Raw genomic sequence first — 13,630 nt, forward strand, 5'->3', positions numbered from 1 at the left:
ATTAAAACTCTCGACGAGCACACTTCAGTTCTGCAGAACATACCACTTCGCCGTCAACTTTTGCTACACCGCTAAATGCAGCAATGCCGCGACGTTCTTTCAGAAATTCTACTTCAATAACCAATTGGTCGCCCGGAACCACTGGTTTACGGAATTTCGCGCCGTCTACGCTTGCAAAGTAGTACAGTTCATTTTCTGTTGGTGCACCAAATGATTTAAATGCAAGTAAGCCTGTTGCTTGAGCCATTGCTTCTAAAATCAAAACACCTGGGAATACTGGTAGTTGAGGAAAGTGACCTGTGAACTGAGGTTCGTTAACCGACACGTTTTTAATCGCGTGAAGGTACTTCTCTTCTTGGAAGTCTATCACTCGGTCGATCAATAAGAATGGGTAGCGATGAGGTAGTAGCTCTTGAATTTCAGAGATGTTCATCGTTTTCTTTTCAGTAGTCAAAGTCGTCTTCCTATATCAATTTTTTGCCGCCAGGATGGCAAACGTGGCAACAGGTCGTAAAGCCGAATCGCTTTGCAATATACTAGCAAAATACGCACCATCTTGGAGTTAAATCTACTTAGAGCGCGTCATTATAGAAGAAAAAGACCCGCATTTCGCGAGTCTTCGTACAGAATATGGAACTAGAGCCTGTTAGCTTTCACGTTAAATACAGAGCGAAAGATAACTTGTTCTAAATTTCTTCTTTCTGTTCCAGCTGTTTTTCAACCGCTTTCAGGCGCTTATTCATCTCATCAATACGGTGAACTCGAGTTGCAGTTTTACGCCACTCTCTGTTCGTTTGTAGTGGAATACCTGATGAGTAAAGGCCTTTTTCTTCGATACTGCGCATTACCATGCCCATACCTGTAATCGCCACACCATCTGCGATAGTGATATGGCCATTCAGAACAGACGCGCCGCCAATCTGGCAGTACTTACCAATTTTTGTACTGCCCGCGACAATAGTACCACCAGGCATCACGGTACCATATCCGATCTGCACGTTGTGCGCGATTTGAAGTTGGTTATCCAGAATGACATTGTCTTCAATGATAGTATCTTCGAGTGCACCGCGGTCAATCGTAGTACAAGCACCAATCTCAACGCGGTTACCGATACGCACTGAACCAAGCTGAGGAATTTTAATCCACTCGCCTTTGTCATTCGCATAACCGAAGCCATCAGAGCCAATGACGGTGCCCGATTGAACAAGACAGTCATCACCCAATGACACTTCATGATAGATAGTGACATTAGCCCAAAGCTTGGTGTTATTCCCTAGCTTGGCGTTCTTACCGATAAAACAACCAGCGCCAACGCTTACGTTGTCGCCGAGTTCCACGCCCGTTTCAATCACGGCGTTAGCGCCGATTGTAACGTTCTCACCCATCTTAACGTCAGCGGCAATCACAGCACTTGGTGCAATATCGTCTGCCGGTTTTGGTGTGGTATCCATCGCTTGGACCACACGAGCAAATGCGACATAAGGGTCCGAAACCACTAGCGCGTTTCCAACGCATTGCTCTTTATGCTCAGCCTTTACCATAACAACGGTAGCTTGGCACTCAGAAAGGTGTTTTGCGTATTTTGGGTTAGACAAGAAGGTTACATCACCTTCTTGTGCTTTATCCATTGGGGCAACACGGCTTACAACGAGAGACTCGTCACCAAACAGCTCACCCCCGGTAATTGTCGCCAATTCGGCTAATGTTAATGTCTTCATAACTTCTTATTTTAGAGCTTTAATTACGTCTTCAGAGATATTGTATTCTGGCTTGCCGTACTGCAAAGCAGAGATATCAATCACAAGATCGTAACCATTTTTGTCTGCGACTTTCTTAACTGCATCTTGAATCGTTTTGAAAAGCTTCGCTTTTTCTTCAGCTTCACGACGCGCACTTGCTTTTTCAAGTGCTTGTGCTTTCACTTTGTACTCGCTGTCTAGCTTCGCGATATCGATACGTAGCTTTTCAACTTCGTCTTGACCCAAAAGCTCGCCGTCACGTTGTAGCTTCTCAATCTTTGTTTTAGCTTGTGCTTGGATTGACTTCAGTTCATCAGCTTTGCTTTTGAAGTCTTTCTGCATTTTTTGTAGTACAACTTCACGTTGAGGAAGAGCTTGGAAAACTTGAGCTGTATTTACATAAGCAATTTTCTGTGCAGCTTCTGCCGCATTTGCAAACATTGAAGAGCTCAGTACAAGAAGGCCAATCCCAGCCGCTTTGATCATTTTATTCAAAATATTTTCCTCTTTAGAAAGTTCTACCGATAGTGAATGTGAAGAACTCTTCATCATCGCCATCAAATTTCTTAATTGGTTTCGCTAGTGAGAATACTAGTGGCCCCATTGGAGACATCCACTGCAACGCCGCACCGTAAGAAGAGCGGTAGTTGGTTGGATCTGAGTAATCGTAGTAGTAGTTAGCACCCGAAATGTTGCTATTTTCTCGATAATCAAACTCGGTATCCCAAACACTTGCCATATCAAAGAAGATACTGGTACGAATTTGGTTTTGTACTTCCTCTGATGCGAACGGCGTTGGAACGATCAACTCAATACTTGCTAATGCGACTGCGTTACCACCCACTGAATCATCTGTCGCAATATCTGTACCATTGTTAGAGCCGGATGTATCGCGGTAAACCGCTTTAGGGCCAACAGAGTTTGAGCCAAAGCCACGAAGCGATGTAAAGCCACCTGCGTAGTAGTTTTCGTAGAATGGGAACAAGTTATCGTTACCATCCGTTTGACCGTAACCATTACCGTAACCCAAGCGGCCACGGAACAAGAGGGTAAACTCATGCTTTTTAGTTAATGGTACATACTGGCGAACATCGTACTGCAGTTTAAAGTATTGAACGTCAGAGCCAGGTACGGTCATTTTATAGGATGCACGTTGGTGGTTACCTGCCGTTGGGAAGTAACCACGGTTTAAGTTATTACGTGTCCAAGAGATATTGAAGTCGAAGTCGTTCGTATTCAATGCCCCACTTGAATCTATATTATCTTTTTGCGCTTCTAAGAACTGCTCTACCTGCAAGTAAGGCGATAAGTTACCGATCTTGTTGTGCGTATAACCGACACCGAATTCAAAACGGTTCAACTCATCGAATGGGAAGCCCCACGTTAAGCTCGCGCCATAGCTTTCGTTGGTATAGTCAACGATATTGGCTTCTTTAGCTTCAAATTCGTTATAGAAAACCTTACCACCCAAGCTTACACCGTCTAAGTTCCAGTACGGGTCTCGGTAATCTAGACTGATGTTTTTCTGGTAGTCATTCATCATCGCGTTGATACCAACACGGTTACCGCTACCAATAAAGTTATCTTGTTGCAGGCCAACCTGGAAGCTCACACCCGATTCTGTACCGTAGCCAACACCGAAGTTAACGCTACCAGAGTTCGCTTCTTTGACAGAGTAAACTAGGTCAACTTGATCATCACTACCAGGAACTCGAACCGTCTGTACTTCAACATTTTCAAAGTAGCCCAAACGATTTAGACGAGTTTTACCCGTTTCAATCGATTTCGAGTTCAACCAACTGCCTTCCATCTGACGCATTTCACGACGAAGGACCTCATCTTTGGTTGAGTTGTTACCCGTGAAGCGGATATCACGTACGTAAATACGGTTACCCGGGTCTACGTTAACGACCAAAGAAACTTCTTGATTCTCGTCGTCAAACTCAGGAATGGTATTCACTTGAGGATAAGCGTAGCCGGACTCACCAAGCACACGTTTAATACCCTCTTCCATTGAAGTGACCAACGAGCCGTTGTACGTCTCATTGTCTTCAAATGGTACAAGTCGTTCGAACGTCGCTTCCTCACCAATCAAATCACCACGGAACTTTACGTCCTTGACGGTATAAACCTCTCCCTCTTCTAAGCCAAGAGTAATGTATACCCCTTTCTTGTCAGGAGAGATTGCAACTTGTGTCGAATCAACGTTAAATTTTAAGTAACCGCGGTCCAGATAGAATGATTTGAGCGCTTCAATATCACCTGCAAGCACTTGTTTTTGGTACTTTTCGTCAGACAGGAAATTCCACCACGGCACATCAACATTCAAGTTAAAACGAGAAAGAAGGTCCTCATCGCTGAAAACTTCATTGCCGATAAAATTGATTTGCTGAATTTTTGCCGACACGCCTTCAGTAAAGACAAACTTTAGGTCAGAACGGTTACGTGGCAGTGGAGTCACCACAGCTTTTACTGTGGCGTTGTATTTACCTACGCTGTAGTAAAAGTCTTCTAAGCCTTTTTCAATGTTGCTTAGCGTGGTGCGGTCAAGCGCTTCGCCTTCACGAACACCAGATGCGTTCAGGTTTTCTTGTAGCTGCTCGTCCTTGATTGCTTTGTTACCAGAAAATGAGATGCTGGCAATGGTAGGACGTTCTTTGACTTGAACCATCAGAACGCCGCCGTCACGTAACACTTTCACATCTTCAAAGTTACCAGATGCATACAGTGCACGGATAATCTCTGCAACATCGCCTTGGCCAATGGTATCACCGACACGTACAGGCATTTTCAACAACGCAGCACCCAGTGCTACACGCTGCAATCCATCGATTTCAATATCTTGAACTACGAAGTTCTCTGCTCCATTTGCAGATACACTGGTCGCCAGTAAACTTGCAAATAGAATTCGCTTAATCGCCATACTTGTTCTAATTATTCCTTGCTACTGCTTTTGTCTCTGAACTATCACAGACGAGTAAAATCATTAAATAGCGCTAACGCCATGAGCGAGAAGATGATCGCACCACCAATTCTAAAACCCATTTCCTGCACTCTCTCAGGAACGGGACGTCGAATGACTGCTTCAATTGCAAAAAACAACAAATGACCGCCATCCAACATTGGTAAAGGAACGAGATTAATAATACCTAGGTTAACACTAATTAGAGCGAGAAAACCTAAAAAGTAGACCAAGCCATAATCAGCCGTCGCACCTGCGCCTTTGGCTATTGATATTGGACCACTCAGATTATTCAGACCAACGTCACCAACAATCAGTTTCTTAAGCATGCTGATTGTCAAGCCAATGACTTGGCCGGTTTTGTCTACCGCCTTACCTACTGACTCGAATACACCAAACTGAAGGTCGAAGCGATAACTTTCTGGCCATTCTGCGACTTTAGGTGCAATACCTGCAAAACCAACGACTTCTTTGTTAGCTAGCTCACGGCTACCTGGCGTCAGCGTTAATGTTTGCTCATAGCCCTGACGCAATACCGTTAATTCAATCGGTGTATCAGGATTAGAGCGAACCGCTTCAACAACTTGCTTCCACTCCGTGACGCGTTGTTCACCAATAGCGACAATCTCATCACCTGGAAGCACACCTGCTTTTTCCGCCGCTCCACCTTGCGAAACCTGTTCGATAACGCGATACACCTCCGGTGTATACGGCGCAAAACCTAATGACTGCATCGCAGACTGAGTTTCAGGGTCGAACTCCCATTCGCGCAGATCGAGCGTTTTCGTTACTTCTGAACCAACTTCATTCGCTGACGTCAGTGTTACTGTCATCAAATCATCGCCAATATGAGAAATCAATCCCATATTTACCGATTCCCAATCCGGAGTTTTGATACCAGATATCGATTTAAGTTCCATTCCAGATTCAATTCCGGCTTCTGCGACGATCGAATTGGGCGTAACTTCACCAATTACTGGCTTAACTGCTGGGATACCAATAAGAAATACGAGCCAATAGGCGAAGATTGCGAAAAGGAAGTTAAAGATAGGGCCTGCCGCAACAATAGAGGTTCGCTTCCATAGCGGCTTCTTATCAAACGCTAAGTGCTTCTCATGTTCTGGCACCTCATCAACACGGCTATCAACCATTTTTACATAGCCGCCGAGAGGGATCATTGAGATGCTGTACTCCGTTCCGTCTTTGCCTACCTTACTCCAGATAGACTTACCGAAACCGATTGAAAACTTTTCAACTTTCACGCCGCAACGGCGAGCAACCCAAAAGTGCCCAAACTCGTGCACAGCGACAAGAATGCCCAGTGCGACGATAAAAGAAATGAGATTCCACAATATACCAGTCATCAGCTACGCTCGCGTATGGTTTCTAGGGCAATAGTTCGTGCCATTCTATCTAGCTCTAACAAGCTTTCCAAGCTATTCGCATTCTCAGCTTTGCAGCTTGCATTGATTTTATTCAACACAGACTCATTGATGCGAGCGATATCCGTAAAACCTAGGCTGTTATTTAAAAATGCATCAACAGCGACTTCATTCGCTGCATTCAGTGCCGTTGTTGCATGTTGACCTTCATAACAAGCGTCAATTGCTAGTTTTAAACATGGGTAACGAGCAAAATCAGGTTGCAAAAACGTCAATTCGCCAATTTGCGTGAAGTCTAGTGGCTTAACCCCAGCTTCAACTCTTGATGGGTATGACATAGTCAGTGCAATAGGGGTCGCCATATCCGGCTCACCCATTTGTGCCAAAACCGAACCATCGCGGTATTGAACCATTGAATGAATAACAGACTGCGGATGAATAATAACCTTTAGCTGCTCGCGAGCCGCATTAAACAACCATTTAGCTTCGATATACTCCAAGCCTTTGTTCATCATCGTGGCTGAGTCAACGGAAATCTTTGGTCCCATCGACCAGTTTGGATGGGCGATCGCCTGTTCAGGAGTCACCTTTTCCAGTTCTGCGATGTCAGTGTAACGGAAAGGACCACCAGAACCAGTCAGCAAAATATGAGAAATGCCATGTTCTTGTAAATTACAACGACCTAAATTGGTTTGTACTTGCTGTGGTAAGCACTGGAAAATAGCATTGTGTTCACTATCGACGGGAAGTAGCTCCGCACCAAACTCTTCTACGGCATCAATAAATAACTGGCCTGACATGACCAGTGCTTCTTTATTTGCCAACAATACTCGCTTACCAGCTTTCACAGCAGCCATGGTAGGCAGTAGACCAGCCGCTCCGACAATAGCAGCCATCACACTGTCAACTTCGTCCAATGAAGCAATATGGCATAGAGCATCCACACCACCTAATACTTCGGTGTTTGGCGAAACCAAATGTAACTCAGATTGGAGTTGAATCGCTGCGGCTTTGTCCGCCATTACCGCGTATTTAGGTTGCCACTGACGACATAGCCCGATCATCTTTTCAACGTTGGTGCTTGCCGCTAAGGCAACGACAGAAAACAGCTCTGGGTTTTGTTCGACCACTTTAAGCGTGCTTGCACCAATGGATCCAGTAGCACCAAGAATCGTTAACTTTTGCATGTTGTAAGACCGTTAGAAAGCTCAGGAGCGACAATGCCGCTCCTGATAAATTAGAATACGTAGTAAAGAAGAGCAAAAACTGGGAATGCTGCGGTTAGGCTGTCAATACGATCGAGCACACCGCCATGTCCTGGGATAATGTTGCTGCTGTCTTTAATGCCTGAGACACGCTTGAACATACTTTCCACCAGATCGCCGAGCACTGATATAACAACAGTAACCAACGTAATCAACACCATATGGACAGGACTGGAGAACTGAATATCAAACCAATCAGCAAATGCCCACGCCACGATCAATGCCGTGATAATGCCGCCAATAAGCCCTTCAATGGTTTTATTCGGACTGACATGTGGCGCCATCTTACGTTTGCCTAAGCTTTTGCCTGCAAAGTAAGCACCGCTATCTGCAGCCCATACCAAGAAACAAACGTATAACACGAGCTTTGCTCCGTGGTATGGATCTACCGTAATGTCATGAGCTCTAAGAATAACCACACTCCAAAGGAATGGAATTAATGTGAGAAAACCAAACACATGGCGTAAAACAAAATTATTTTGCCAAGATTTCGTCGTTTTGGGATAAGTAATCGCCATTAAGCTAGCAATAATCCACCAAACAAAACCAAGGCCCAGCACAACATAATGAGGCGTTGCTAAATGGTTGAGGCTATGTGCGTCAGGCGAAATATATAGAAAACTAAGTCCGGTAACAATGACTGCCGGAACGAGGGCAGCAAAGCGAGAGTTGCTTCCTGTAAATTGAGTCCACTCCCAAAAACCTAATAGGGTAATTGCAGTTAAAGCGGCAATAAAGCCCATTAGGGGTAATTTAAAAATGCCTAAAATAACCAGGGGAGCTAAAATTAGTGCTGTTATTATTCTCTGTTTCAAACTAACTAGTCCTTATTGAGCTGCCATCAATGCCTTTATTTGTTCACCTGTACAGCCAAAACGACGTTCTCGATTGATAAACCAAGTTACAGCTTCAACTAAGCTGTCTTCGTCGAATTCCGGCCAATACTCGGGTGTAAAGTACATTTCTGCATAAGCCATTTGCCACAACATAAAGTTGCTGATGCGACACTCTCCACTGGTACGAATCAAAAGATCCACTTCAGGTAAGTCTGCCATGGTCAAATGCTCAGTGATTAGCTGCTCATTGATATCCTCTACACGAATCTCACCGTTACGTGCTTTTAACGCTAACGTTTTGGCCGCTTCTGTGATGTCCCACTTACCGCCATAATTGGCTGCAATGTTTATCACCATCCCCGTGTTACCTGCCGTTAGATTTTCAGCTTCTACAATCTTCTTTTGTAGACGCTCACTAAATCGACTGGTATCACCGATCACGCGCAACCGTAAATTATTTTTGTGTAGTTTTTTTACTTCACTAGACAGGACCGTGATAAACAGTTCCATCAAAAGACCCACTTCTTCCTCCGGACGACGCCAGTTTTCACTACTAAAAGCAAATAGCGTCATGGCTTTAATGCCAAGCTTTGAAGCAGCAGCCACGGTCTTACGAACGGCATTAACGCCTTTTTTGTGACCAAATACGCGAGGTTTTCCTTTGGACTTAGCCCAACGGCCATTACCGTCCATAATGATGGCAATATGCTTAGGAAGGGAATCAGAGAAGGCTTGAGAATTTTGCATAGGGAGTTAATTGAGTTCCATCAGTTGGATAGACTAACATAAAAAAACGCTGAGCTGTGAGCACAGCGTTTTCCAACAGTGATGTGTGTGGGAGTATTAAACTTCCATCAACTCTTTTTCTTTTGCAGCAAGAACTTCATCGATCTTCTTAACTGCAACGTCAGTTAGCTTTTGGATCTCTTCTTGTGCTTTACGATCTTCATCTTCAGAGATTTCTTTATCTTTTAGAAGCGCTTTTAGATCGTTGTTTGCGTCACGACGGATGTTACGAACAGCAACACGACCACCTTCAGCTTCACCACGAACAATCTTAACTAGGTCTTTACGACGCTCTTCCGTTAGTGGTGGAAGTGGAACACGGATGATAGTACCAGCAGACATAGGATTTAGACCAAGATCAGACGTCATGATCGCTTTTTCTACTTTCGGAGTCAGCTCTTTATCGAAAACCGTGATTGCAAGTGTACGTGCATCTTCAGCAATAACGTTTGCTACTTGGTTTAGAGGTGTTGCTGCACCGTAGTATTCTACAGAAATACCAGATAGTAGGCTTGGGTGTGCACGACCTGTACGAATTTTAGAAAGGTTGTTCTTAAGCGCTTCAACGCTTTTATCCATGCGCTCTTGCGCGTCTTTTTTGATTTCGTTAATCACAGTTTCACCTTAAAAATGTCATCTTTCCTGAAGAAAGCCTAAAACGGTTGAGCAAAGCAAACGCCACCCTAATGCTTTGGGTGGCACCTTGGGACAAGCTTATTCGTTGATTAGCGTGCCTTCTGCTTCGCCCATAACCACGCGACGTAGTGCGCCTGGCTTGTTCATGTTAAATACGCGGATTGGCATTTTGTGGTCACGAGCTAGCGTAAACGCCGCCAAGTCCATCACTTTCAGCTCTTTATCCAGAACTTCTGCGTAAGATAGCTTATCATACAGCTCTGCGTCTGGGTTTGCTACAGGGTCAGCAGTAAATACACCATCAACTTTCGTCGCTTTTAGTACAACATCCGCTTCGATTTCAATACCACGTAGGCAAGCAGCAGAATCCGTTGTAAAGAACGGGTTACCCGTACCAGCAGAGAAGATGACAACACGGCCTTGGCGAAGCTCACGGATCGCATCAGCCCAATTATAGTCGTCACATACGCCTTTTAGAGGAATGGCAGACATAACGCGCGCATTCACGTATGCACGGTGAAGAGCATCGCGCATCGCTAGGCCATTCATTACTGTAGCAAGCATACCCATGTGGTCACCAACTACGCGGTTCATACCTGCTTCAGCAAGGCCTGCACCACGGAACAAGTTACCGCCACCGATAACTACACCAACCTGAACACCCAGTTCAACCAGTTCTTTAACTTCTTGTGCCATGCGATCAAGGACCGCAGGATCAATACCAAAACCGTCTTCACCTTGAAGAGCTTCACCACTCAGTTTTAATAGAATACGTTGATACGCTGGTTTAGGGTTCGTAGTCATGGAGTTTACCTTCCAAAGAGAGTTGTTGATTAACAGTCATGAATAGACACAAATTCAGTTATGGCTATTCATCACGGCTAATCGTTCACTGCTCATAAAAAGACCGCAGCCAAGGCTACGGTCTAATCTTTATACAGTCTCTAAGGATTAACCTTTTTGAGCTGCAGCAACTTCTTCAGCGAAGCTCATTTCTTCTTTCTTCTCGATACCTTCACCTACTTCTAGGCGAACGAATGTAGAAACTGAAGCGCCTTTTTCTTTCAGCATTTCACCTACAGTTTTCTTAGGTTCCATGATGAAAGCTTGACCTGTTAGAGAGATCTCGCCAGTGAATTTCTTCATGCGGCCAACAACCATCTTCTCAGCGATTTCAGCAGGCTTGCCTTCGTTCATTGCGATTTCAACTTGAACCGCTTTCTCTTTTTCTACTACGTCAGCTGGTACGTCTTCTGGGTTAACGAACTCAGGCTTAGAAGCAGCAACGTGCATTGCAACGTGCTTAAGAGTTTCTGCGTCGCCTTCACCAGCAACAACAACACCGATTTTCTCACCGTGACGGTAAGAAGCAATTGCAGTGCCTTGAACGTATTCTACGCGACGGATAGTGATGTTTTCACCGATTTTAGCTACAAGAGCTACACGTGCGTCTTCGAATTGTGCTTGTAGCTCTTCAACAGTCGCTTTTGAAGCTAGAGCTGCAGCTGCAACTTCTTCTGCGAATGCAGTGAAGTTACCGTCTTTAGCAACGAAGTCAGTTTGGCAGTTAACTTCAAGAAGAACAGCAACGCCGTTTTCTTCTTTGATGATGATTGCGCCTTCAGCTGCAACGTTACCAGCTTTCTTAGCTGCTTTCGCTGCGCCAGATTTACGCATGTTTTCAATTGCTAGTTCGATGTCAGCGTTTGCTTCTACAAGCGCTTTCTTACATTCCATCATGCCAGCGCCAGTACGCTCGCGAAGTTCTTTAACTAGAGCAGCAGTTACAGTTGCCATTCTGTATTCCTCGTTTGATTCGAAATAAGGTAAAAAACAGGGGCCTAACATTGTCGGCCCCCATTGCTAACTATAACTTAGTTTATGCTACACAAAGGTTTCACATAGACCAAGTGTGACACAGAGCCGCTATTATTCAGCTTCTACGAAACCGTCTTTTTCAGCAACTGCAGCTACGTCTTTGTTACGACCTTCAGATACTGCTGAAGCAGCAGCGTTCAGGTATAGCTGTACAGCGCGGATCGCGTCGTCGTTACCTGGGATTACGTAGTCAACGCCGTCTGGGTTAGAGTTAGTATCTACCACAGCGTATACTGGAATACCTAGGTTGTTAGCTTCTTTAATTGCAATGTGTTCGTGATCAGCGTCGATTACGAATAGAGCGTCTGGTAGGCCGCCCATGTCTTTGATACCACCAAGAGATTTCTCTAGCTTCTCCATTTCGCGAGTACGCATTAGAGCTTCTTTCTTAGTTAGTTTGTCAAAAGTACCGTCTTGAGATTGAGTCTCTAGATCTTTTAGACGCTTGATAGACTGACGAACTGTTTTGTAGTTTGTAAGCATACCGCCTAACCAGCGGTTGTTTACGTAAAACTGGTTGCTTGCGATTGCAGCTTCTTTAACAGCTTCAGATGCAGCGCGCTTAGTACCTACGAATAGAACTTTACCTTTCTTCTCGCCAACTTTAGCTAGTTCAGCTAGAGCGTCGTTGAACATTGGTACAGTTTTTTCTAGGTTGATGATATGAACTTTGTTACGAGCGCCAAAGATGAATGGCTTCATTTTTGGGTTCCAGTAACGAGTCTGGTGACCGAAGTGAACACCAGCTTTTAGCATATCGCGCATTGATACAGTTGCCATTTTAAATTCCTCTATGGGGTTAGGCCTCCACATTCCCCATAACTCCGACCAAGCTTCTGCTCAGCACCCCGGAATATGTGACGGAATGTGTGTGATTTAAAGATAAAAGGTTATTCGGATGAAGCTTGCTTCGCCGCTTAGCTTTGCTAAACGAAGAGAACAGTCCTCTATTCCGGCGCGCTTTATACCATATTTTAGCTCACTGTGGCTAGTAAAAATTATTTCTTCACCGTGCCACTTTCTCCTATTTATAAGCAAAACTTTAAACATACGATCGAATTAAGAATGATGTATATTCCTATCTGACTTGGGCTAACGCCCCGATGTCTGATAGAATGCGGCCATTCGCACGTTTACGTGCTTAGGAATAAGTAGAGAAAGCCAATGTCAATCAAGATTAAAACTGCTGAAGAAATAGAACGCATGCGCATTGCGGGCAAACTGGCCGCAGAGATTCTAGAAATGATCGAACCACACATCAAAGTTGGTGTGACGACAGAAGAGTTGAACAAAATCTGTCATGAGTACGCTCTAGAAAAAGGCGCATACTCTGCTCCGCTTGATTACCATGGTTTCCCTAAGTCGATTTGTACTTCAATCAACCATATCGTATGCCACGGTATTCCAGCAGAAAAAGACGAAATCGGTAGCAACGGTCAAATGAAGCCGGCGGTACTAAAAGATGGCGACATCTTAAACGTTGATATTACCGTAATCGTTCCAAATGACGAAAATGCGGATCTGAGCGTGCGTCCTCAAGGTTACCATGGTGACACTTCTAAGATGTTCCTAGTCGGTGATGTTTCACCTGCAAACAAACGTCTATGCATGGTTGCTCAAGAAGCACTGTATGTTGGTATGCGTACCGTTAAGCCAGGTTCAACAGTTGGTGACATCGGTACAGCTATCGAGAAATACATCAAAGAGAACAACAAAAACAACCCTCGCAACAAGTTTTCTATTGTGAAAGACTTCTGTGGCCACGGTATCGGCGATGAGTTCCATGAAGAACCACAAGTGGTTCATTACAAGAACAAAGACCGCCGCGTACTAAAAGAAGGCATGTGCTTTACTATTGAGCCGATGATTAACGCAGGTAAATTTGGTTGCTCTGTTGACGCTCAAGACGATTGGACCGTTTACACAGGCGACGGCAAGAACTCTGCGCAATGGGAACATACCATTGTTGTAACAAAAGAAGGTTGTGAAGTACTGACGCTTCGTAGCGACGATACGATTCCTCGCCTAATGAAAAACGCGTAAAGCTGACGACCACTCGTTGTTTACTATATCCCTGCTTCGGCGGGGATATTTTTTATCTGCCACAAATTTGTTAGATTGTAACTAGATTAGCTTGCACGGATGG

The 13,630-nt window shown here is 44.6% G+C and carries 13 protein-coding genes; 1 reads left to right on the plus strand and 12 read right to left on the minus strand.

Translation table 11 applies throughout. The features are described 5' to 3' along the window. Position 1: 1 nt before the first annotated feature. The 12 genes from fabZ to rpsB form a co-directional block, all read right to left on the minus strand. Positions 2–454, minus strand: a complete 453-nt coding sequence (gene fabZ / locus P4S59_RS11340; protein WP_005380349.1) for a 3-hydroxyacyl-ACP dehydratase FabZ — start codon at positions 452–454, stop codon at positions 2–4. A 232-nt stretch (positions 455–686) separates the two neighbouring features. Next, complete coding sequence (lpxD, locus tag P4S59_RS11345; RefSeq protein ID WP_065645509.1) at positions 687–1,718, minus strand: UDP-3-O-(3-hydroxymyristoyl)glucosamine N-acyltransferase; 1,032 nt, start codon at positions 1,716–1,718, stop codon at positions 687–689. Between the two features lie 6 nt (positions 1,719–1,724). Then, positions 1,725–2,234, minus strand: a complete 510-nt coding sequence (locus P4S59_RS11350; RefSeq protein WP_005391804.1) for an OmpH family outer membrane protein — start codon at positions 2,232–2,234, stop codon at positions 1,725–1,727. A gap of 13 nt (positions 2,235–2,247) precedes the next feature. Beyond that, a complete protein-coding gene (bamA, locus tag P4S59_RS11355) occupies positions 2,248–4,662 on the minus strand; it encodes an outer membrane protein assembly factor BamA (protein WP_337168413.1) in 2,415 nt (804 codons plus the stop codon). A 44-nt stretch (positions 4,663–4,706) separates the two neighbouring features. Continuing rightward, entirely contained in the window at positions 4,707–6,065 is a 1,359-nt protein-coding gene (gene rseP / locus P4S59_RS11360; RefSeq protein WP_124008424.1) for a sigma E protease regulator RseP, read from the minus strand. Then, positions 6,065–7,270, minus strand: a complete 1,206-nt coding sequence (ispC, locus tag P4S59_RS11365) for a 1-deoxy-D-xylulose-5-phosphate reductoisomerase (protein ID WP_109169611.1) — start codon at positions 7,268–7,270, stop codon at positions 6,065–6,067. Before ispC ends, rseP begins: the two co-directional genes overlap by 1 nt. Before the next feature lie 50 nt (positions 7,271–7,320). Next, positions 7,321–8,163 (minus strand): phosphatidate cytidylyltransferase, encoded by an 843-nt coding sequence (locus tag P4S59_RS11370; protein WP_048625888.1) that lies wholly within the window; start codon positions 8,161–8,163, stop codon positions 7,321–7,323. Between the two features lie 12 nt (positions 8,164–8,175). After that, on the minus strand, positions 8,176–8,931 hold the full coding sequence (locus P4S59_RS11375) for an isoprenyl transferase (RefSeq protein ID WP_006741661.1): 756 nt from the start codon (positions 8,929–8,931) through the stop codon (positions 8,176–8,178). Between the two features lie 96 nt (positions 8,932–9,027). Continuing rightward, positions 9,028–9,585, minus strand: coding sequence for a ribosome recycling factor (frr, locus tag P4S59_RS11380; protein WP_337168414.1), 558 nt, complete (start codon positions 9,583–9,585; stop codon positions 9,028–9,030). A 99-nt stretch (positions 9,586–9,684) separates the two neighbouring features. Beyond that, on the minus strand, positions 9,685–10,410 hold the full coding sequence (gene pyrH / locus P4S59_RS11385) for a UMP kinase (RefSeq protein WP_005380329.1): 726 nt from the start codon (positions 10,408–10,410) through the stop codon (positions 9,685–9,687). Between the two features lie 147 nt (positions 10,411–10,557). Further along, positions 10,558–11,403, minus strand: coding sequence for a translation elongation factor Ts (gene tsf / locus P4S59_RS11390; protein WP_012841502.1), 846 nt, complete (start codon positions 11,401–11,403; stop codon positions 10,558–10,560). A 132-nt stretch (positions 11,404–11,535) separates the two neighbouring features. Continuing rightward, positions 11,536–12,264 (minus strand): 30S ribosomal protein S2, encoded by a 729-nt coding sequence (gene rpsB / locus P4S59_RS11395; protein WP_012841501.1) that lies wholly within the window; start codon positions 12,262–12,264, stop codon positions 11,536–11,538. A 384-nt stretch (positions 12,265–12,648) separates the two neighbouring features. On the opposite strand from rpsB, the gene map reads away from it, so the two are divergent. Further along, complete coding sequence (map, locus tag P4S59_RS11400; RefSeq protein WP_005380326.1) at positions 12,649–13,527, plus strand: type I methionyl aminopeptidase; 879 nt, start codon at positions 12,649–12,651, stop codon at positions 13,525–13,527. Positions 13,528–13,630 lie beyond the last annotated feature (103 nt).

Source organism: Vibrio sp. M60_M70, assembly GCF_037162085.1.
Taxonomy (GTDB): domain Bacteria; phylum Pseudomonadota; class Gammaproteobacteria; order Enterobacterales; family Vibrionaceae; genus Vibrio; species Vibrio diabolicus.